The 21,229-nt window shown below is 64.4% G+C and carries 21 protein-coding genes; 13 read left to right on the forward strand and 8 right to left on the reverse strand.

Going from position 1 to position 21,229, the window contains the following annotated elements; genetic code table 11:
• Positions 1-15 precede the first annotated feature (15 nt).
• The 3 genes from HHA01_RS07100 to HHA01_RS07110 all read right to left on the reverse strand — a co-directional run bounded on the left by HHA01_RS07100 (position 16) and on the right by HHA01_RS07110 (position 2,213).
• Positions 16-777: a VOC family protein gene (locus tag HHA01_RS07100; protein WP_141319164.1), complete on the reverse strand. Its 762-nt coding sequence runs from the start codon at positions 775-777 to the stop codon at positions 16-18.
• Between the two features lie 170 nt (positions 778-947).
• Entirely contained in the window at positions 948-1,220 is a 273-nt protein-coding gene (locus HHA01_RS07105) for a GrxA family glutaredoxin (RefSeq protein ID WP_141319166.1), read from the reverse strand.
• 171 nt (positions 1,221-1,391) lie between these two features.
• Positions 1,392-2,213, reverse strand: coding sequence for an inositol monophosphatase family protein (locus tag HHA01_RS07110; protein WP_141319168.1), 822 nt, complete (start codon positions 2,211-2,213; stop codon positions 1,392-1,394).
• Between the two features lie 246 nt (positions 2,214-2,459).
• On the opposite strand from HHA01_RS07110, the gene HHA01_RS07115 reads away from it, so the two are divergent.
• Positions 2,460-3,230, forward strand: a complete 771-nt coding sequence (locus HHA01_RS07115; protein WP_141319170.1) for a 3-hydroxybutyrate dehydrogenase — start codon at positions 2,460-2,462, stop codon at positions 3,228-3,230.
• A gap of 1 nt (position 3,231) precedes the next feature.
• On the forward strand, positions 3,232-4,002 hold the full coding sequence (locus tag HHA01_RS07120; protein WP_141319172.1) for a TatD family hydrolase: 771 nt from the start codon (positions 3,232-3,234) through the stop codon (positions 4,000-4,002).
• A gap of 5 nt (positions 4,003-4,007) precedes the next feature.
• Here HHA01_RS07120 and ygfZ read toward each other — a convergent pair whose 3' ends face one another.
• Complete coding sequence (gene ygfZ, locus HHA01_RS07125; protein WP_141319174.1) at positions 4,008-5,045, reverse strand: CAF17-like 4Fe-4S cluster assembly/insertion protein YgfZ; 1,038 nt, start codon at positions 5,043-5,045, stop codon at positions 4,008-4,010.
• Positions 5,046-5,232: 187 nt separating this feature from the next.
• Here ygfZ and HHA01_RS07130 point away from each other — a divergent pair, with 187 nt between their 5' ends.
• The 6 genes from HHA01_RS07130 to HHA01_RS07155 all read left to right on the forward strand — a co-directional run bounded on the left by HHA01_RS07130 (position 5,233) and on the right by HHA01_RS07155 (position 12,295).
• Positions 5,233-5,430 carry a hypothetical protein gene (locus tag HHA01_RS07130; protein WP_141319176.1) on the forward strand — a complete coding sequence of 66 codons (198 nt, stop codon included), beginning with the start codon at positions 5,233-5,235 and terminating at the stop codon, positions 5,428-5,430.
• A complete protein-coding gene (locus HHA01_RS07135) occupies positions 5,431-5,835 on the forward strand; it encodes an OsmC family protein (protein ID WP_141319178.1) in 405 nt (134 codons plus the stop codon).
• A 79-nt stretch (positions 5,836-5,914) separates the two neighbouring features.
• On the forward strand, positions 5,915-7,936 hold the full coding sequence (uvrB, locus tag HHA01_RS07140; RefSeq protein WP_141319180.1) for an excinuclease ABC subunit UvrB: 2,022 nt from the start codon (positions 5,915-5,917) through the stop codon (positions 7,934-7,936).
• Between the two features lie 291 nt (positions 7,937-8,227).
• Positions 8,228-9,733 (forward strand): fumarate hydratase, encoded by a 1,506-nt coding sequence (locus HHA01_RS07145; RefSeq protein WP_141319182.1) that lies wholly within the window; start codon positions 8,228-8,230, stop codon positions 9,731-9,733.
• Positions 9,734-9,854: 121 nt separating this feature from the next.
• Positions 9,855-11,273 carry a cardiolipin synthase gene (gene cls / locus HHA01_RS07150; protein WP_141319184.1) on the forward strand — a complete coding sequence of 473 codons (1,419 nt, stop codon included), beginning with the start codon at positions 9,855-9,857 and terminating at the stop codon, positions 11,271-11,273.
• Positions 11,274-11,377: 104 nt separating this feature from the next.
• Positions 11,378-12,295 carry a LysR substrate-binding domain-containing protein gene (locus HHA01_RS07155; protein ID WP_141319186.1) on the forward strand — a complete coding sequence of 306 codons (918 nt, stop codon included), beginning with the start codon at positions 11,378-11,380 and terminating at the stop codon, positions 12,293-12,295.
• Between the two features lie 14 nt (positions 12,296-12,309).
• On the opposite strand, the gene HHA01_RS07160 is transcribed toward HHA01_RS07155, so the two are convergent.
• Positions 12,310-13,404 carry a bifunctional nicotinamide-nucleotide adenylyltransferase/Nudix hydroxylase gene (locus HHA01_RS07160; RefSeq protein ID WP_141319188.1) on the reverse strand — a complete coding sequence of 365 codons (1,095 nt, stop codon included), beginning with the start codon at positions 13,402-13,404 and terminating at the stop codon, positions 12,310-12,312.
• A gap of 127 nt (positions 13,405-13,531) precedes the next feature.
• Between HHA01_RS07160 and HHA01_RS07165 the strand changes: the two genes are divergently transcribed.
• Both HHA01_RS07165 and HHA01_RS07170 read left to right on the forward strand, forming a co-directional pair.
• Complete coding sequence (locus HHA01_RS07165) at positions 13,532-14,620, forward strand: YihY/virulence factor BrkB family protein (RefSeq protein WP_307725346.1); 1,089 nt, start codon at positions 13,532-13,534, stop codon at positions 14,618-14,620.
• A 60-nt stretch (positions 14,621-14,680) separates the two neighbouring features.
• Positions 14,681-14,956: an acylphosphatase gene (locus HHA01_RS07170; RefSeq protein ID WP_141319190.1), complete on the forward strand. Its 276-nt coding sequence runs from the start codon at positions 14,681-14,683 to the stop codon at positions 14,954-14,956.
• A gap of 14 nt (positions 14,957-14,970) precedes the next feature.
• Here the strand turns inward: HHA01_RS07170 and HHA01_RS07175 are convergent, their stop codons facing one another.
• From HHA01_RS07175 to HHA01_RS07185, 3 genes are all read right to left on the reverse strand, one after another.
• Positions 14,971-15,912 (reverse strand): nucleoside hydrolase, encoded by a 942-nt coding sequence (locus tag HHA01_RS07175; RefSeq protein ID WP_141319192.1) that lies wholly within the window; start codon positions 15,910-15,912, stop codon positions 14,971-14,973.
• 21 nt (positions 15,913-15,933) lie between these two features.
• Positions 15,934-16,833, reverse strand: a complete 900-nt coding sequence (locus tag HHA01_RS07180; RefSeq protein ID WP_141319194.1) for a ribokinase — start codon at positions 16,831-16,833, stop codon at positions 15,934-15,936.
• 164 nt (positions 16,834-16,997) lie between these two features.
• A complete protein-coding gene (locus tag HHA01_RS07185; RefSeq protein ID WP_141319196.1) occupies positions 16,998-17,945 on the reverse strand; it encodes a D-2-hydroxyacid dehydrogenase in 948 nt (315 codons plus the stop codon).
• A gap of 222 nt (positions 17,946-18,167) precedes the next feature.
• Here HHA01_RS07185 and HHA01_RS07190 point away from each other — a divergent pair, with 222 nt between their 5' ends.
• The 3 genes from HHA01_RS07190 to HHA01_RS07200 all read left to right on the forward strand — a co-directional run bounded on the left by HHA01_RS07190 (position 18,168) and on the right by HHA01_RS07200 (position 21,164).
• Positions 18,168-18,428, forward strand: coding sequence for an FmdB family zinc ribbon protein (locus HHA01_RS07190; RefSeq protein ID WP_141319198.1), 261 nt, complete (start codon positions 18,168-18,170; stop codon positions 18,426-18,428).
• A 108-nt stretch (positions 18,429-18,536) separates the two neighbouring features.
• Positions 18,537-20,318 (forward strand): aspartate--tRNA ligase, encoded by a 1,782-nt coding sequence (aspS, locus tag HHA01_RS07195; protein ID WP_141319200.1) that lies wholly within the window; start codon positions 18,537-18,539, stop codon positions 20,316-20,318.
• A gap of 87 nt (positions 20,319-20,405) precedes the next feature.
• A complete protein-coding gene (locus HHA01_RS07200) occupies positions 20,406-21,164 on the forward strand; it encodes a YebC/PmpR family DNA-binding transcriptional regulator (protein ID WP_141319202.1) in 759 nt (252 codons plus the stop codon).
• Positions 21,165-21,229: the final 65 nt, after the last annotated feature.

Genomic DNA, 21,229 nt, shown 5'->3' on the forward strand with positions numbered 1-21,229 from the left:
CGGCGATGGAGCGCCTCAGCCCAGTTCGCACAAGGCATGCTGGGGCAACAGCAATTCGACGCCGCGCTCCTGATTGGTGTTGACCCGCTGCTGGATGAGCGCCAGGCCGCCCAGGGGGACATCATGGCGGTCTCCGCCGGCGAAGAACAGGCGTTGAGGACGCCCCTGGTAGAAGCGATAGTCGAGCAGTGGCGAAACGGGAAAGACTCCATGGCGGCGGTCGGCATTGCCGACGTAGCCGAGCCGGGCAAGCTCGCGGTCGAACGCTTCGAGAGAGCCTTCCAACTGGTGGCAATCGAAACCGGTATGGTGAACGCGGGTGCCCATGATGGCCAGCCAGCCGGCCAGCGGATCTGCCTGCTCCAGCAGCCGATACTCGTCCCAGGCGGGCATGGGCCAGGGGCGTCCGCCAATGGGCAGGGAGCCGTGGCCGGGGGCAGCGCGATCGACGAGTCGTTGCATCAGATCGCGCGGGCGGCGGGCCAGGGTGGCCACCTGAAACTCTGCCAGCACCAGCCAGGTGTCGTGTGGCATGTCGGTTGCCAGCAGGGTCAACAAGAGGCCGCGTTCCGGCATGGCATAGCGATACCTGGGTCGGTAGCCGTGCTCGGCCAGGCGCGGCATCATCGCCTTGGCCGACCAAGGGCCCTGGCTCAATGTCAGCAGCGTGAGATATTCAGCCCTGATCGTCTCGGGCCAGATCTTGAGTTCCGCGATATCCGGCTGACGATTTGCATGGTCCAGCCATAGTGCCTGGACGAGGGTGTCCCGTTGCATCCGTGATCCCCAGTGTCGACGCCCTGTGCCGATTTTCCTTTTGTCATATTATAAACGGGCGGGGTGTGGGCGGATTCAACGAGGCGCGGTTCGGTGTGGTGCAGTGAAGGTGGCGAAGAACAAAAAACCGCCCGCAGGCGGTCTTTTCGGGAGCTGGCCGGCCGCAGGGCTCATTGAGCGGCCTCGGACAACAGTTGGTGATCGGTCACATACTGGTTGAATTCGGTAAAGCCGCCGATGTGCGTCTGGTCGGCGAAGATCTGGGGTACCGTGTGCACCGGCTTGCCGATGGTCTTGGCCATGTCGGCCTTGCTGATGCCTTCCTCGACGATGTCCACGTAACGATAGCCTTCGATGGCACCGGCGTTTTGCAACTGTTCGGCGAGTGCCTCGGCGCGCACGCAGAAAGGGCAGGCGGGGCGGCCGAAAATGACGATGAACATCGGGTATCTCCTTGTGATGGGGATGCCGCAGGGGCGTGAAGACAGGCGGTGTAAGCACTGTGATTCTGACCGAGCGCGACGCCCGTGGCCAATAGAGGTCCCAAAGCGCTGCCATTGTCATTGACTATCCGGTGGGGCCGGGACGCTGTTGGCCCGGTCCGGCGGGCCTGCCTACCAGTCGGCCAGCTCACTGGCGTCGGCACGCCGCAGCAGCTCGCCGAGGTCATCGTGCAGCCCCGGGCTGGTGACCAGCAGGTTCTCGCCATAGAGATCCTCGGGGATGCCGCCGGGCCCGGGATACAGATGGCTGGCGCGGGCACCGGCTTCCCGGGCGATCAGCAGCCCGGCAGCGAAATCCCAGGGGGCAACGCTTTCGTAATAGGCGTCGAGACGGCCACAGGCGACATCGCACAGGTCCAGTGCCGCCGAGCCATTGCGGCGGATGTCCTGGCAATGGGTGAGCACTGCCATCAGCCGGCGCATGAGGGGCGGACGGCTGTCATGCCGGTAGGGAAACCCGGTGCCCACCAGGGCGCGGTTCAGGCGGCTGGAGCGGCTGGCCTGGATGGTCTTGCCGTTGCGGCGGGCGCCGCGGCCCGACAGGGCCGTGAAGGTCTCGTCGAGGAAGGGCGCGTGCACCACGCCCAGGTGCAGGTGCCCGCCGCTGGCCCAGCCGATGGAGACCGCTACATGGCGAAGGCCGTGGGCAAAGTTCACGGTGCCGTCGATGGGGTCGACGATCCACAGCGCACTGGGGGCTTCCAGGCTTTCGCGGTCGGGGGCGAGCTCTTCGCTGAGTCGATGCTCGTCGGGGAAGGCTTCCTCGAGGCGTTGCCGGATATAGGTATCGACATCCACGTCGGCATCGGTGACCAGCTCCTGGCCATCCTTGTAGCGCTGCTGAAAATCCTGGCCGGTACGTGCATCGAGAATCATGCGGCCCGCCTGGCGAGCAATGTCCTCGGCGATTTCCAGTCGTTGTTCCGGTGTCATGATGATTCCTCGGCATGGTTGAAGCGACTCCGCCCAGTGTCCGGCATCCGCCTTCCGGTGTCGATTCCTCGGACTGTCGGCGGATAGGCATGGCGACCGGCTTCCCTTATGCTGAAGGCGTCTCATCTTCCGGTTGTGATAAATCCCTACAAGGGAAGCGCTGAATAAATCGCCGAGCATAGTAAAGCGCAACACCGCGATTTGCATGCGCAGGCATTTAAGCAATGTTTCCCCAAGGAGTCGAGAATGAACGACCAGACTCAACGCCCGCGTGTCGCCCTGGTGACGGGTACCGGCAGCGGCATCGGCGAGGCCGTGATGCGCCACTTCTGTGAGCAGGGACTCCAGGTCCTGGCGGTGGACTTTCAGGTGGAAGCTCGCCAGGCCGCGGAGCATGCCGGTGCGGCCTTCTTTCAGGCCGATCTGACCGATGGCGAGGCCTGTCGCGCGGCCGTTCAGGATGCTGTCCAGCGCTTCGGTCATCTGGACATACTCGTCAACAATGCCGGTATCCAGCATGTCTCGCCCATCGAGACGTTCGCGGAAGACAAGTGGCGCCATATCATCGACCTGATGCTGACGGCTCCCTTCCTGCTGACCCAGGCGGCATGGCCGCACATGCGGGCCGCCGGCTGGGGGCGGATCGTCAATATTGCCTCGGTGCATGCCCAGGTGGCCTCCCCGGGCAAGGCGGCCTATGTCAGTGCCAAGCACGGCATGATCGGCCTGACCAAGACGGCAGCCCTCGAGGGCGGCAGCCAGGGCATCACCGCCAATGCGCTGTGCCCGGCCTATGTGAAGACGCCGCTGGTGGACAACCAGATTGCTGACCAGGCGCGCATGCATGACATGCAGGAGCAGCAGGTCATCGAACAGATCATGCTCAAGAATGCCGCCGTCAAGCGCCTCATCGATCCGGATGAGGTGGCCTCGCTGGTCGGCTACCTGGCTTCCGACGCGGCTGGCGCCGTGACCGGGGCAAGCTGGAACATCGACCTGGGCTGGACCGCCCAATAGCATGTCGCGCCTCGTCGACGCCCATTGTCATCTCGACTTCAGTGTCTTTGCCGCTGATCGGGCCGGTGTTTTCGAGAGAGCCAGGGAGGCCGGCGTCGAGAGCTTCTTGGTGCCCGGCACGACGCGGGCCCGCTGGCCGGATGTCGTGGCCATGGGGGCGCGGGAAGATGTCGCGGTATGTCTCGGCCTGCATCCGTGTTTCATGGACGCCCATGATGATCTGGGTGACATCGCGGCGCTGAGCGAATGGCTCGACCGCCATCCCGAAGTGGTGGCGATAGGCGAATGCGGGCTGGATGCTCGCTTCGCGGACAGCTGGCACGCCCAGTGGTCCCTGCTCGAGGCCCAGCTGCGTCTGGCCAGGGCGCGTCGCCTGCCGCTGGTGCTGCACTGCGTGCATGCCAATGATGTGCTCGCCCGGCGCCTGCGTCAGCTGGCACCCCCGGCGGGTGGTCTGATTCATGGCTTTGCGGGGTCACCCGAACAGGCGATGGCTTTCTATCGGCTCGGCTTCGTGCTGGGGCTGGGCGGCGCCACGACCTATCCCCGGGCGCAGCGCCTGCGGCGCACGGTGGCCGCCTTGCCCGATGACGGCTATGTGCTGGAGACCGACAGCCCCGACATGCCGCTGGCCGGGCATCAGGGCGAACGCAACGAGCCGGCACGGGTCGCCGAGGTCTGCCGGATCGTGGCCGAGCTGCGAGAGCAGACGGAGTCGCGGGTGGCGGCGGACAGTACTGCCACGGCCTGCCGCCTGTTCGCTCTGGACTGAGTGGCCTATAGCGCGCCCGCCAACTGCTCGGGATCCAGTCGTTCAATGGGGTAGGGCAGTTTCAGCAGCTTGAGTTGCTGGCCATCCACGCTGAGCGGCTCGGCCGGCTCGCGGGTGCTCATCACCGCCAGTATCTCGGCCTGGCCGTAGGCGTCGAGTTCGGCGCTGACGACTTCCCCGAGGCGCTTGTCACGGGCATCGACAATGCCGCTTCCGGGGGTGGGCAGCTGTCCGCCCTCCAGTTGGGCCCGCATCAGGCGCTTCTTGACCTGGCCGCGGAAGTGCGCCCGCGCCACGACTTCTTGGCCGGTGTAGCAGCCCTTCTTGAAGCTGATGCCGCCCAGCGCTTCCCAATTGAGCATCTGGGGCAGGTAGGTGTCGCCCTGACTGGCGTCGAGCCAGGCAAGCCCGGCCTGGATGTCCTGCAGCCGCCAGGTGGCGCTGTCGACCGCCGTCACCTTGTCGGCCAGGCGCGACCACAGGCTACCAGCCTGGTCCTCGGGCACGCTGATCAACAGCCTCGGCGTGGGCCCCGGGTGGCCGAGCAGCTGGCCGGCGTCGTGGGCCGCCTGATGCCAGGGGCCGGGCGCCGTGATGCCGATCAGGGCCTCGGCGACCGCCGGTGCCTCGCGCCCGAACAGGCCGATCAGGGCGAGATCCTGGCGATCGGTGAGCTCGACCTTGTAGAAGGGGGCGAACTTGGCCAGGTGCTGGCGCAGGGAGTCGACCAGCTCATGGTGCATCAGCAGTCGATAGTGGCCTGTATCGACGCGCCAGATCTGTACATTGGCGAGGATCCGCCCCTTGGGCGTGCAGAAGCAGCCCAGCGGCGCGAAGCCGCCATCCACCAGGGACATCTGGGCGCTGGTCTGGCCCTGGAGAAAGCGTTCGGCGCCTTCGCCCGTCACATCGAGCATGCCGAGATGCGCCAGCGGCGTCATCACCGGTCCCTCGAGGGCCTGGCGGGCCGCTTCGGGGGTGTCGAAGACGATGCGTGTCTCGTTCTCGCGGCGACCGCCGGTCTGCGCGATCCAGTCAGTCATGTCGGATCCTTATGCTCTGCCTTGCCGGATTGGCGTTCACGGGACTCTGTCTGATAGTCAAATGAGGGTGACATGGCCGGAATACAAGTGTCGTGACGGTGTCAGCGGGCCATCATGCTAGAATTGGAAACTTGATGAGGGTGGCCGAGTCCATCGTGTCGCACAGAGGATCAATGGAGCTGCTGGCATGGCGCAGGTATCGCTGAATTTCCAGGGGGTCGACAATGCCGACCAGGTCAATCGTATCACCACGGCGCTGATGATGATGGATGGTGTCGAAAGCGCCGAGGTGGGGCGTCATGGTGCCGAGGTGGATGGCAAGGTGCCCCGGCAGGCGCTGATCGAGACCATCCAGTCCCTGGGGCTGGATATCGAGGTGAACTGAATGAGCATACAATTGCGCAGCGAGCGCGACGGCAAGTTGCGTCAGCGAGCCATGATCGAGTCCTTCGAGGATCTGCTCGTTGATGTGCCCGAGGCCTATGGCGGGGATGGACAGGCGCCGGATCCGCATGATTATTTCGACCTGTCGCTGGGTGCCTGCAAGGCTATCACGGCCCAGATGTATGCGCGTCGCAAGCAATGGCCGCTGGAAGGCGTCGAGGTTAGGATCGTGCGCGACGAGCAGGACGAGCCGCGTGGCGTCTATTGCCTGGAGGTCATCATGACCTTTCTGGGAGACCTGGATGACGCCCAGCGCGAGCGACTCGAGGAAATCAGTCACAAGTGCCCGATACATCGTCTGATGACGACCTCCGAGGTCCGCATCAACACCCGTCAGCCGTCCTGATGCCGGCAGAGACGGCGCCGATCACCAGCTTTCGTCACGGCCGTCGTTGCTGTCGGCCGGGCCACAGCAGGGAGAACCCATGAGCAAGTCGTTTCGCCTGGAGTCCAGGTTCCAGCCCGCCGGCGATCAACCCTCGGCCATCGAGGGCTTGGTGAACGGCCTTGAAGCCGGCCTGGCTCACCAGACGCTGCTTGGTGTCACCGGCTCGGGCAAGACCTTCACCATGGCCAATGTGGTCGAGCGCCTGCAGCGACCGACCATCGTCATGGCACCCAACAAGACTCTGGCCGCTCAGTTGTACGGCGAGTTCAAGGCATTCTTCCCCGACAATGCGGTGGAGTATTTCGTCTCCTACTACGATTACTACCAGCCCGAAGCCTATGTGCCGTCCTCGGACACCTTCATCGAGAAGGATGCCTCGATCAACGATCACATCGAACAGATGCGCTTGTCTGCCACCAAGGCGCTGCTCGAGCGTCGCGATGCCCTGATCGTGGTCTCGGTGTCGGCTATCTATGGCCTGGGCGACCCGGATGCCTACCTGAAGATGCGGCTGCACTTCAATCGTGGCGAATTGATCGACCAGCGCGCCTTCCTGCGGCGGCTCGCCGAGCTGCAATACACGCGCAACGACATGGACTTCAAGCGCGGGACCTATCGGGTGCGCGGTGACGTCATCGATATCTTCCCGGCGGATGCCGAGGACGAGGCCGTGAGGGTCGAGCTGTTCGATGACGAGATCGACAGCATCAGCCTGTTCGATCCCCTGACCGGCGAAGTGCGCGGCAAGGTGCCGCGCATGACCATCTACCCCAAGACGCACTATGTGACGCCGCGGGAAACCATCATGGGCGCCATCGACTCGATCAAGGAGGAACTGGCCGAGCGCCTGGCGTGGATGCGGCAGAACGACAAGCTGGTCGAGGCCCAGCGTCTCGAGCAACGCTCGCTGTACGACATCGAGATGATGCTGGAACTGGGCTACTGCAACGGCATCGAGAATTACTCGCGCTATCTGTCGGGGCGCGAACCGGGCGAGCCACCGCCCACCTTCTTCGATTACCTGCCGTCGGATGCGCTGCTGTTCATCGATGAGTCCCACGTCAGCGTTCCCCAGGTGGGGGGCATGTACAAGGGGGATCGCTCACGCAAGGAAACCCTGGTGGAATACGGCTTTCGTCTGCCCTCGGCCCTCGACAATCGCCCCATGAAGTTCGAGGAGTGGGAACGCATCTGCCCCCAGGCGGTCTTCGTCTCGGCCACGCCGGGGCCCTATGAGGCCGAACATGCCGGCCAGGTCGTCGAGCAGGTGGTACGTCCCACCGGCCTGCTCGATCCCGAAATCGAGGTCCGGCCGGCCTCGACCCAGGTGGATGACCTGCTTTCCGAGGTGCGAACCCGGAGCGCCGCCGAAGAGCGCGTGCTGGTGACTACCCTGACCAAGCGCATGGCCGAGGACCTCACCGAGTACCTGGATGAGCACGAAGTGCGGGTGCGCTATCTGCACTCGGACATCGATACCGTGGAGCGTGTCGAGATCATTCGTGATCTGCGCCTCGGCAAGTTCGACGTGCTGGTCGGCATCAACCTGCTGAGAGAGGGCCTGGACATTCCCGAGGTGTCGCTGGTGGCCGTGCTGGATGCCGACAAGGAAGGCTTCCTGCGCAACGAGCGCTCGCTCATCCAGACCATCGGCAGGGCCGCGCGCAATGCGCATGGCAAGGCCGTGCTCTATGGTGACCGGGTTACGGACTCGATGCGCCGTGCCATGGACGAAACCGAGCGACGGCGGACCAAGCAGTTCGCGCATAACGAAGCACATGGCATTACCCCCGAAACGATTTCCCGTTCGGTGGCGGACATCCTCGAGTCGGCCCAGACGCCCGGCCGCAAGAGCAAGGGGCGCAAGGGCGAGCGCAAGGTGGCCGAAGATTCGGGCCTTTATGATCCGCAGACCCTGTCGCCGGAAGAGATTCGCAAGGAAATATCGCGACTCGAAGATGCCATGCTCGAGTCGGCCCAGAACCTCGAGTTCGAGGAAGCCGCTCGCTTGCGTGACCGTTTGCATGAGCTCAAGGAACGCCAGCTTGCGCTGGGGTGAGTGACAATGCGGCGTAGAGGCGTTGCCTTGTGCCGAGAACAGACTCGTTTCTTATACCGTTATCCAGCATCGAATCGAACACCCGCCGACCGAAGCGTGAGCCTTGACCAGTTCAGCCAACCTGATGCAGGAGTCGCGGCACTCGGCAAGCCCAGGGCAACTCGAGCTGCCGCCGGGCGCTCGGGTGCGCTATGATGGTCGACCTGGTAGCCCGCCGCCGGCCAGGACCGAGTTTCGGAGCCCTGGTCGGAAAAGAAGCGGGACGTCGATCCACCAAGGAGCTCGCTGCTCATGACCGTGATTCGCCAGGACGACCTCATCCAGAGCGTCGCCGATGCCCTCCAGTATATCTCTTATTACCACCCCAAGGATTTCATCGATGCCATGGCCGAGGCCTACGAGCGAGAGGAAAATCCCGCCGCCCGCGATGCCATCGCCCAGATTCTGATCAACTCCCGCATGTGCGCCATCGGCCACCGTCCGATCTGCCAGGACACCGGTATCGTCACGGTCTTCGTGCATGTCGGCATGAATGTGCGTTTCGAGACCGACATGAGTCTCGATGACATGGTCAATGAAGGCGTGCGCCGCGCCTATCTGCTGCCCGACAACGTGCTTCGCGCCTCCGTGCTGTCCGATCCCGATGGCAAGCGTCAGAACACCCGCGACAACACCCCGGCGGTGATTCATCACAAACTGGTCCCCGGCGACAGGGTCGAGGTCCATGTGGCGGCCAAGGGGGGCGGCAGCGAAGCCAAATCGAAGTTCGCCATGCTCAACCCCTCGGACAATGTGGTCGACTGGGTCCTCGATCAGCTGCCGAAGATGGGCGCTGGCTGGTGCCCGCCGGGCATGCTGGGCATCGGTATCGGTGGCACGGCCGAAAAAGCCATGGAACTGGCCAAGGAATCGCTGCTGGACCCCATCGACATCCAGGATCTGCAGGCACGCGGTGCGGCAAACCGGGCGGAAGAGCTGCGTCTCGAACTCTATGACAGGGTCAATCGTACCGGCATCGGCGCCCAGGGGCTTGGTGGTCTGACCACCGTGCTGGATATCAAGGTCAAGGATTACCCGACCCATGCGGCCAACAAGCCGGTGGCCATCATCCCCAACTGCGCGGCCACTCGCCACGCTCACTTCACGCTGGATGGCTCCGGCCCGGCGGCATTGCCGGCCCCGAAGCTCGAGGACTGGCCGCAAATCACCCGTGAAACCGGCGATAACGTCAAGCGGGTCGACCTGGACGCCATTACCGCCGAGGAAATCCGCAGCTGGCAGCCGGGGGACACCCTGTTGCTCAACGGCAAGCTGTTGACCGGCCGGGATGCGGCGCACAAGCGCATGGTCGAGATGATCGGCAAGGGTGAATCGCTGCCCGTGGATCTCAAGGGGCGCTTCATTTATTACGTCGGGCCGGTGGACCCGGTCGGCGATGAGGTGGTCGGACCCGCCGGCCCGACCACTGCCACCCGCATGGACAAGTTCACCCGCACCATGCTCGAGGAGACGGGGCTGCTGGGCATGGTCGGCAAGGCCGAGCGCGGCGAGGCGGCCATCGAGGCCATTCGCGACAATCGCGCCGTCTACCTGATGGCCGTGGGCGGTTCCGCCTACCTTGTCGCCCAGGCCATCAAGCAGGCTCGGGTGGTCGGCTTCGAGGATCTCGGCATGGAAGCCATCTACGAGTTCGAGGTCGAGGACATGCCGGTCACCGTGGCCGTGGACAGTGCCGGCACCTCGGTGCATCAGACCGGCCCGGCCCAGTGGAAGGAAATCATCGCCGAGCGCGTCTGAAGGCAGTGAAGCGTTCCGGCCGATTGACGACGCCCCTGCCTCTGGCGGGGGCGTCGGCGTTACCGGTATGCTGGCCCGCATTCCTTATTTGCCGACGCTTTCATCTCCAAGGAAACAGTGCATGGCATCCTGGCTCTTCGGCCTGCTGATACTGGTGATTCACGTGCTCGGCGTCCTGTCGGCGGTCCAGGCCTTGATGTCGAGCCGCACTTCCCAGGGGGCCATCGCCTGGATGATCTCCCTGGTGACTATTCCCTATCTGGCCGTGCCACTTTACTGGGTTTTCGGGCGGCCGCGCTTCTATGGTTATGTATCTGCCCGGGGCGAGCGGGATACCGTCCTGCGGCGGGTCCTGGCACGCTACCGCAATCTGGTCGAGCCCTATCTGGCCGGCGCCAAGCAAGCGGACGTCAAGGCCGTGGAAAAGCTGGCCATGATGCCCTTGACAAGTGGCAACAGTACCCGGTTGCTGGTCGATGGCAGGGCAACCTTCGACAGCCTGTTCGCGGGAATCGAACGGGCCGAGGAATATATCGTCGTTCAGTTCTTCATCGTCCGCGAGGATGCCCTGGGGCGCGAACTCAAGCAGCATCTGCAGGATGCCGCCCAGCGCGATGTGCGCGTCTACTTTCTCTACGACGAGATCGGCTGCCACCAGCTATCCGAGCGTTACCTGAATGACCTGCGCGAGGCCGGGGTGCTGGTCACTGCCTTTCATTCTTCCAAGGGCTTTCGTCACCGCTTTCAGTTGAATTTTCGCAATCATCGCAAGGTGATGGTCGTCGACGGTCGGGAAGGCTGGATCGGTGGTTCGAATGTCGGCGTCGAGTATCTGGGCGAGAGCCCTCGGCACGGACACTGGCGAGACACCCATCTGCATCTGATCGGTCCCAGCGTGCTGGGTCTGCAGGAAGCCTTCTGGGAGGACTGGCACTGGGCTACCGGCGAGGTGATCAGCCTCTCCTGGGAACCCTGGATCCATCCGGATGAATCGCGCAATGTGGTCATCGTGCCTTCCGGGCCGGCCGATCCCCAGGAGACGGCCAGCCTGCTGGTACAGCACGCCATTCATAGTGCCCATGAGCGGCTCTGGGTCACCAGCCCCTACTTCGTGCCCGACCACAGCGTGCAGGATGCCCTGCGTCTGGCGGCCATGCGGGGCGTCGACGTGCGTATCATGATCCCCGAGCGACCCGATCACCTGCTGGTCTTCCTGTCGGCCTTTTCCTTCCTGCCGGACATGCTGCGTGCCGGGGTCAAGGTCTATCGCTACCAGCCGGGGTTTCTCCACCAGAAGGTCATCCTCATCGATGACGTGGCGGCCAGTGTCGGCACCGTCAACCTGGACAACCGTTCCTTCCGTCTGAACTTCGAGATCACGGCCTTCGTGCCGGATCGACGCTTTGCCGCCGATGTTCACGACATGCTGGAGCGTGACTTCCAGGCATGTCGCGAGGTCACCCTGGAGGAGATCCAGTCACGGGCGATGTGGCGTAAACTCTTGTCACGCGCCGCCTATCTGCTGGCGCCGGTGCAATGATCGGCTTGGGCAGAATCCATGGCTGCGGTACATTACGGCCTCGACAAGGCGGTTACATGGCTCCTTGAGGGAGCCACTTCATGCACTCATGAGTCGGAGCTCCGGTGAACCTCGAAACCAAGTGGCTGGAAGACTTCGTGGCCCTGGCCAACACGCGCAGTTTCTCTGCATCGGCGCGTCAGCGCCATGTCACCCAGCCGGCTTTCAGCCGGCGCATCCGGGCCCTCGAGCAGGCGGTGGGCATCACCCTGGTGGACCGCTCGACGACGCCCGTCGGGCTGACCCCGGAAGGCCAGTTGTTCCTGGTCACCGCGCGCAGCATGGTCGAGCAGCTCAATGAGAGCCTGGGGCATCTGCGCGGGCTGTCCATGGCCAACGAAGCCCTGGATATCGTCGCCGCGCATTCGCTGGCGCTGAGCTTCTATCCGCAGTGGATCTCGCGACTGCAGAAGGGCGTGGGCGAGCTGCCGACGCGGCTGGCGGCGATGAACGTGGGGGACGCCATCCATGTGCTGCGCGAGGGCAACTGCGACCTGATGCTGGCCTACTATGATCCCTATGCCAGCATGCAGCTCGACCCGGAAGTCTTTCCGTCCTTTGCCATCGGCCAGGTCAAGATGCTGCCCGTGAGTGTGCCGGATGAGCGCGGGCGCCCCCGCTTTTCGCTGGAAAACGGCGATGCCATTCCCCATCTTGCCTATACCCAGGGCGCCTTCCTGGGGCGTAGCGTACGCATGCTGTTGAAGAACGACCCGCTGCGCATGCGCCTGCGCACGGTCTACGAGACCGCCATGGCCGAGGGGCTCAAGGGCATGGCCCTGCAGGGCGTGGGAGTCGCCTGGATCCCGGATTTCTGCATTCGTCAGGAGCTCGATGACGGGCGGCTGGTTCGCGCCGGTGAGGCGAAGAACGACGTGCCGCTGGAAATCCGCCTGTATCGCTGCTCGCTGGTGCACAAGCCCGGCGTCGAGAAGCTATGGCGGCAGATGATGAAACTGCCGCGCGACTTTCTGGAGGCGTGAGGCCGGATTGCACTTCAGGGGCTGCTGAAGTCGGCGGGCAGGCCGAGGAAGTTCTGGATGATGAAGAAGTGGTCCTCGAAGAGGCCATCGGGCTCGAGGTCGGCGAGCGGCACCCAGCGCGCATGATCGCCGCCCTGGACGGGCTTGAGGCGGGGCAGTTGCTGATCCGGGCGCAGGGCGAAATAGAAGGCCTCGGCCAGGGTCCGACCACGCCAGCTGCGATGGGGTTCATCGAAGAGCCGCTGACCGCGCAGCGAGCCCTTGAGCACCGGCTCCGGGACTTTCAGGCGTACCCGTTCGCGCAGTTCACGCAGGCAGGCATCCAGCAGGCGCTCCTGGGAATTGATGAAACCGCCGGGCAGGGCATAGAGTCCCTTGCCCGGCGCGGCGGTGCGCTTGACCAGCAGGATGTGTCCGGACTGCACGACGACGGCGTTGACGGTCACGAAGATGGGCGGGTAGGGGGCCTGGGCCCAGGCCTGGCGATACTGGTCGAGCAGTCCCTGCTCCTCGACCAGCTGGGCGTAGGCTTCGGTCTCCAGGAACCCCTGAATGCCGTCGATCACGCCGGGCGGCAGTTCGTGAGCGGCTCCGGCACTGGTATAGTCGGCGGCCGCCAGAGGCGAGCGGAACAGGCGTTCGCGAATCTGGCTGGCGGAAATGCCCTCGACCATGGGCACGCTCACCGACTCCCACTGCGGAAACAGCGACAGATAATAGCTGGACTGGCCGCGACTGGCGCCGATCAGGCCGATACGCGGCAGGCGGGCATGGCGCGGTGAGGTGAGGTCGCGCACCTTGCGTTGCACATCGCGCACCCAGACATCATTGTTGTAGAGCGCATCCAGCAGCGGTTCGATCTCGAGGCGCTGGTTGTCGTCCTCGTCGAAGGCACTGCGCAGCATGCGGCGACGCTCGTCGAAACGCCAGGGATTGCGCAGTGAGCGCGCCTGCCAGGCCGAGCCCACCAGCACGATGACCTGCCGGGCCCGCTTGAGGGCCTGATGGATGACCGCCAGATGCCCGAGGTGAGTCGGCTGGAAACGACCGATGAAGACCAGACAATCGAAATCGGGGTCGTGTGATTCGGCGTCCGGCATGTCGCTCATCGTGTCGCTCCGGGCAATGAAAGGACCATTATGGTGGCCTGCCGGATGCCACGCAATGCGCATCCCCCTGCACCTCACCGGTGGCCTCCGGTATGCTGTCAAGCGACAAGGAATGTGAGGAGCTGACGTGATCAAGCAAAGCGTGATGAGTGCCTGGACCCGGTTGAGGGATTTCGTGGTCTTCTGGTGGCAGGTGGTGCGCGATGCCGTGAAACTCTGGCTGGACCGCAATGCGTTCAGTTATGCCGGTTCACTGGCATTCTATACCCTGTTTTCCCTGGCCCCCACAGTGATCATCGCCGTCACCGTGATCGGCGTGGTGCTGGGTGAAGAGGCCGCCCAGGGGCAGATCGTCGCCCAGCTCGAGGGCACCATGGGGGCGAGTGCGGCCGAGCTGGTGCAGAACGCGGTGACCCAGTCACGCATCCAGGAGTCGGGAGTATTACCCACCCTGCTGGGTGTCGGAGCCCTGCTGGTGGGTGCCACCACCGTCTTCGGACAGATGCAGTTTTCCCTGAATACCCTCTGGGGCGTGGCTGCGCGACCCAGCACCAACAGCCTGTGGATCTTCATCAAGAATCGCATGCTGTCGCTGACCGTGGTGCTCTCGATCGGCTTCATCCTGTTGGTCTCCCTGGCCCTCGGCGTGATGGTCAAGGCGATGCTCAAGGCGGCAGACGGACTCCTGCCCTTTGTCGGCCTGTTGACCAACGGCGCGGAATTCCTGGTCTCGCTGGCTCTGGTCACGGCGCTGTTCGCCACCATCTTCAAGGTGCTGCCCGATGTCGTGCTGCGCTGGCGGGATGTCATGGTCGGTGCCGTGGTGACGGCCCTGTTGTTCGCGGTGGGGCGGACGGCGATCGCCATCTATCTGACCTATACAGCGACGGCTTCGACCTACGGCGCGGCCGGTTCGGTGGTGATCATCCTGCTGTGGGTCTACTACTCTTCCCTGATCCTGCTGTTCGGGGCCGCCTTCACCAAGTGCCATCTGGTCGGCCGGGGCAAGGCCGTCGTGCCGCGCAACAGTGCCGTACTGGTCAAGCATGAGCTGCTCGATGAAGCAGCCGGCAAGGCCGGCAAGGGGGTCAGGGTGCCCGACTGGCTGAAGAAACGGGGCAGGTCGCGCTCAGCGACCGACGCGGACCCGGCAGCAGAGACGCACCAGCCGGAGACGGCGGAGGATGCCGAGAACGAGGCGTCCGACCAGCGCTGAGCCGGCGCCTCGACGCAACCCAGGCCCGGGCCTGCCGGGCCGTGTCCGGGAGGAACCCAGATGGGACAACAGCAATGCATGAAGGCCATCATCAGTGGCCGGGTACAGGGTGTCTGCTTTCGACGCTCGACCCAGCAGCAGGCCGAGGCACTGGGCATTGTCGGTTACGCACGCAATCTGGCCGATGGCCGTGTGGAAGTCCTGATGTGCGGTGAGGCCGAGCGGCTCGCAGCACTCCGCGAATGGCTGGGGCATGGGCCGCCCGGCGCCGAGGTGACCCATGTGGAATGCCAGGATGTCGAGTTGGCGCCGCCCGATGGCTTCACCACCGGGTGACGAGGGCCCGGGTCTCAGGCAAGGGTGTCCGTGATCCATTCGACCACGGCATCACCGTCGACGCCCAGGCAGACATCCGCCAGTGGTGTCCGCGACCAGCGCTCTTCGATGAAGCCACGTCCCTGGGGAGCAAACAGCGTCTGCCCCTCGGCCAGGCCCAAGGTGGCGACGCCGAGATGGCCACGCTGGGTGGTGAAAAGCTCCGGGCGCACCAACCAGGCCAGGGCGCAGCTGTCGTGCGGGCAGCAGCCATCGATGTCCAGCATCTGCTGATAGAAGTCACGGTAGAAGGCGTAGCTCCCGGCCAGCACCTGGCCTAGCCGGCCCTGGCCGGCCTCGATACGTGCCATCTGGTCCGGCCCGAGAACGCAGCGGTGGGTCACGTCCAGACCGACCATGACCAGCGGCCAGCCTGCCGTCAGGACTCGGGCGGCTGCGTGCGGGTCATTGAAGATGTTGGCCTCGGCGACCGGCGTGACGTTGCCGCCTTCCCGGATGGACCCGCCCATGACGATGACCTGCTTGACCTTGTCGATCAGCGCCGGGTCCAGCTGCAGGGCCGCGGCCAGGTTGCCCAGCGGGCCCACGGCCACCAGCGAGACTTCCCCGGGGCGCGCATTGACGGTGTCGACGATGAACTGCGCGGCACTGCGCGGGTCGGCCCGGCCCTGCACCTCGGGCAGCGCGATATTACCCAGGCCGTTGTCGCCATGGATATGCGTCGGAGCCGGATGGCGTGGCTTGACCAGCGGGGCCGCAGCACCCTGGGCCACCGGGATCTGACGATCGGCCAGCTCGGCCAGCAGCAGGGCGTTATGGGTGGCGGTCGTGATGTTGACGTTGCCGAAGGTAGTGGTCATGCCCAGCAGGTCGATGTCGGGGTGCGCCAGCGCGATGGCAATCGCCTGGGCGTCGTCCACGCCGGGGTCGGTATCGAAGATGATCGGGTGTGCCATGATGGCTCCTGGTCGGGTGTGTCAGGTGTGGCGGGCCAGCTCGGCGTCGACATCCGCTCGTTCGGGGATGCTCTCGGTGGCGCCGAGGCGTTGAACCCCGAGGGCGGCGGCCGTGGCCGCCCGCTTCAGGCAGCTCTCGGCGGAGTCGCCGGCCTGGCGGGCGGCCAGGTAGTAGCCGATGAAGGTATCGCCTGCGGCGGTGGTATCCCGGGGTGTGACCGGCAGGGGCGCTTGAAAGACCCGTTTGTCGGCGCACTGATACCAGGCGCCTTCACCGCCGAGTGTCAGCACGGTTTCGCTTTCCGGCAGCTGGCGTGACAGGGCATCCAGCAGCTCGCTGGCCTCCGAGCCGGCCGGCATGCCGGTCAGGGCCTCGGCCTCGCCGCGGTTGACGAATAACAGCTGACAGTAGTGCAAGGGCAGTGCCGTGATGTCCAGGGTCATGGGCGCCGGATTGAAGGCGATCCTGAGCCCCCGGGCATGCGCCAGCTCGAGGGCCTCGGCGAGACCGCTGCACTCGTTCTGGACCAGTAGCCAGTCTTCGGCCCGGGTAGCCTCGAAGAGGGCGGCGAGATTGTCCGCATCGAAGCCGTGATTGGCTCCGGGGAAGAGCAGGATGGCGTTCTCGCCTTCATCATCCACCTGAATGATGGCATGACCGCTGGGGCCATCCACCAGCTGGACGCTGGCGGTATCGACCCCGGAAGCCTGCAGTAGCTCCCTGGCCCAGCCGTCCTGACGACCCAGGCATCCCCAGTGGCAAACTCGACCGCCGGCGCGAGCCATGGCGATCGACTGGTTGGCTCCCTTGCCGCCCAGGCCGATGCGGTAATCCCGGCCTGACAGGGTCTCGCCGGGGCGGACCAGGTGGGGGACGCGGTAGAAATGGTCGAGGTTGATCGAGCCGAGATTGTACAGCATGCCGTTTTCCGAATTGGTGTCAGTGACGGATCGAGGGTTCCGGGCCAGAGTATCCAAGGGGTGGCGGAGTAGCGCAAGCGAGTCGGGTGTCGATAGCTTCGCTTTATACCGTTATCTTTTACAAGCAAGACTCAGATCATGAGGCTCCCCAAAGTTATCAGCTTTCAGGAAACCGAATCGCCAGCCTGCCAAGCATCCAGATTGTCGGCCGTCAGTTCGACAATTCGTTGCCTGGCCTGCGGGGAAATCCACGCATTGTGGGGGGTCACCATCAGGTTCAAGGGTTCCGCGAGAGCCTCCAGGAGGGGATGGCCATCTCTGGGGGGTTCGACGGGCAAGACGTCAACGCCGAGTCCCCCAAGCCGTCCTTGTCGCAGGGCATTCAGGCAGGCCTGTTCATCGATGACTCCGCCACGTGCGCAATTGATCAACAGCGTCGAGGGTTGCAGGCGTTCGAGCATGGCTTCATCGACCAGGTGGCGAGTGGCATCGGTGAGCGGGCAGTGCAGGCTGAGGACATCGGCCTCGGGCGCAAGCTGGGCGAGGCTCGGGCGCGAATCACTGGCCTCGCTGCCGGGTCGCGCGGCATAGCTGACGCGCATGCCGAATCCCTGGGCCAGGCGTCCGACGCGACTGCCGAGTTCTCCCTGACCCACGATCACCAGGTGGCGGTCCTCGACTTCCATGGTGCGGTGATCCATCAGGCAGAAGAAGGGGCTGTCATTCCAGCGTCCGGCGGCGACATCCTTCTGATAGAGCGGCAAGCGGGCGGCCAGTGCCAGCATCATCAGCATGGTGTGCTGGGCCACGCTGGCTGTACCATATGCGGCCACGTTGCGCACCTCGATGCCCAGGCGCCGTGCCGTCTGCATGTCGATATTGTTGGTCCCGGTCGCCAAGACGCAGATCAGACGTAGGCCGGGTAGGGCTTCCAGGGTCTCGGCCGTCAGGACGACCTTGTTGACGATGGCCACCTCGGCGTCCGCGAGTCGTTGCGCCGCCTGCTCGGCGTGGGTGAAGTCATGGCAGGTGAGTCGGGTGACGCGGTCCTCGATGGGCGAGAGGTCGACATCCGGGCCCAGGCTGGCGGCATCGAGCACGACGGCTTGCATGGCAGAATCCTCATCGGTGGCGCCGCGAGTCGCGGCGGGTCAACATTCGGGCACCCGCAGGGCTGGGCCTGAAGGCCTCGGCCAGGCTATAATATGGCCCCTTTGTGCCAGCCTTGGAATGGCATCGGGCTGCCCCCATCTAGCTGGCAAGACTACATCGCGACAGCGCCAGGTTGCACCGTCGCGCCCTCATGGGATTTCGTCATCGGGAGAATCACGACAATGCCCATCTACGAATATGCGTGCAAGGCCTGCGGCCATCGTCTGGAAAAGCTTCAGAGGCTCTCGGCCGAGCCCTTGACGGACTGTCCGGCCTGCAGCCAGCCGGCGCTCGATCGTCTGGTATCGGCGGCGGGCTTCCGCCTGGCGGGGGGCGGCTGGTACGAAACGGATTTCAAGACCGGCAGCAAGAAGAATCTGGCCGGCAGCAGCGAGGGCGCCAAGGCCCCGGAAATATCGGGCAAGGACGGCACGGCGGCCTGATTCCATTGCGGCTTGCCGGCCGGCGATGACGGCAAGCTCGACGAGCGCAGACAGCTTCCGGACATTGCCCAGTAAACTTCACGGATCACGAAACAGACAGGATACGACATGCGCAGCCATTATTGCGGCCAGTTGAACGAGACCATGGTGGACCAGACGGTCACCCTGTGCGGTTGGGTGCATCGCCGCCGTGACCACGGCGGGGTAATCTTCCTCGACATGCGCGACCGCGATGGCATCGCCCAGGTTGTGGTCGACCCGGATACCGCCGAGGCCTTTGCCAACGCCGATCGTGCTCGCAGCGAGTATGTGCTGCGCATCAGCGGGCGCATTCGCCTGCGTCCGGAAGGCACGCAGAATGCCAACATGCCGACCGGCATGATCGAGGTGCTGGCTCGAGACGTGGAAGTCCTCAACACGGCGGTCACGCCGCCTTTCCAGCTCGACGAACACGGCAAGGTCGGCGAAGAGGTGCGCCTCAAGCATCGTTACATCGATCTGCGCCGCCCCGACATGATCGACAAGCTGCGTCTGCGTTCGCGGATTTCGCATACCGTGCGTGCCTACCTCGAGAACCAGGGCTTCCTCGACATCGAGACGCCCATCCTGACCCGGGCGACCCCGGAAGGCGCACGGGATTATCTGGTGCCCAGCCGGACGCATGCCGGTAACTTCTTCGCGCTGCCCCAGTCGCCGCAGTTGTTCAAGCAGCTGCTGATGGTGTCCGGTTTCGATCGCTATTATCAGATTGCCAAATGCTTCCGCGACGAGGATCTGCGCGCCGATCGTCAGCCGGAATTCACGCAGATCGATATCGAGGCTTCCTTCGTCGAGGAAGACGATATCATGGCCATCACCGAGGACATGATTCGTCAGCTGTTCCAGCAGGTGCTCGACGTCGAGCTGCCCGAATTTCCGCGCATGCCCTATGCCGAGGCCATGCAGCGCTATGGTTCCGACAAGCCGGACCTGCGCATCCCGCTGGAGCTGGTCGACGTCGATGACCTGATGAAGGACGTCGACTTCAAGGTCTTTTCCGGCCCGGCCAATGCCGATGACGGCCGCGTGGCGGCACTCAGGGTCAAGGGCGGGTCCTCCTTGACGCGCAAGGAGATCGACGCCTACACCGATTTCGTCGGCATCTACGGGGCACGCGGTCTGGCCTGGATCAAGGTCAACGACCGTGCCAGTGGCATCGATGGCCTGCAGTCGCCGATCGTCAAGTTCATGGATGGCGTGGTGGAGCCCCTGCTCGACCGCGTGGGGGCCGAGGATGGCGACATCATCTTCTTCGGCGCCGACAAGGCGCGCATCGTCAACGAGGCACTGGGGGCGCTGCGCGTACGCCTGGGCGAGGACCTCGACCTGTACACGGCCGACTGGTCACCGCTGTGGGTCGTCGACTTCCCTATGTTCGAGGCCGATGATGAGGGCCGCCTGCAGGCGCTGCACCATCCGTTCACGGCGCCGTCCTGCGATGCCGAGACCCTCAGACAGCAACCGGACCAGGCGCTATCGCGCGCCTACGACATGGTGCTCAACGGCACGGAACTGGGCGGTGGCTCGATCCGTATCCACGACCAGGCCATGCAGCAGACGGTGCTCGAGACACTGGGCATCGGCGAAGAAGAAGCGCGCGAGAAGTTCGGCTTCCTGCTGGATGCCCTGCAGTACGGGGCGCCGCCCCACGGCGGACTGGCCTTCGGTCTGGATCGCCTGGTCATGTTGATGGGGGGCGCGCGAACCATTCGCGAAGTCATCGCCTTCCCCAAGACCCAGAGTGCGGCTTGCCTGATGACCGACGCTCCCGGGGATGTCAGCGGCCAGCAGCTCAAGGAGTTGAACATCCGCCTGCGTCACAAGGCCAAGGCGGACAACGCCGGCGAATAACGGCCCCGATGCCCGACGTCACGCGAACCGGCGCCCAGGAGGCGCCGGTCGTGTTTGCAAGCCCCAAGTTTTGCAGCAAGGAGTCTTATGGCGGGACACAGCAAATGGGCGAATATCAAGCACCGCAAGGCGGCCCAGGACGCCAGGCGCGGCAAGATCTTCAACAAGCTGATTCGTGAGCTCAGCGTCGCGGCGCGTCATGGCGGTGGCGACCCGGCGGACAATCCGCGCCTGCGCGCCGCCATCGACAAGGCCCTGTCCAACAACATGACCAAGGACACCATTCAGCGTGCCGTGGACCGTGGTGCGGGCAATGTCGATGGCGACGCCATGGAGGAAGTCGTCTACGAGGGCTATGGTCCCGAGGGCGTGGCGGTGATGGTCGAAGCCATGACCGACAATCGCAATCGCACCGTCTCCGAGGTACGCCACGCCTTCAACAAGCAGGGCGGCAACCTCGGCACCACCGGCTCGGTAGCCTTCATGTTCCACCGCCAGGGGCGCTTGACCCTGCCGGAAGATACCAGCGAAGAAGCTGCCATGGAGGCCACTCTGGACGCCGAGCCGGAGGAAATCGAGACGCTCGACGACGGCCGCCTGGAGGTCGTGACCTCACCGGACAGTTTCGGGACCATCAAGGATGCCCTGGTCGAGGCGGGCATGGAGCCCTCGGCCAGTGACGTGGGCCTGTTTCCCGACAACTATACCCGCATTGCCGATGCCGACCTCGGACGACGCATCATCAAGCTGGTGGACCGCCTGGAGGACCTGGATGATGTGCAGAATGTTTTCACCAATGCCGACTTTGATGATGCCATCCTCGAGTCATTGCACGATGAAGGCTGAGCCCGTGTCGTCATTCACGGACGATGCCATGCCAGGCTACCGCCGGCGGACCGTGGCCCAGCGGG

The sequence above is a fragment of the Halomonas halmophila genome (assembly GCF_006540005.1).
GTDB lineage: Bacteria > Pseudomonadota > Gammaproteobacteria > Pseudomonadales > Halomonadaceae > Halomonas > Halomonas halmophila.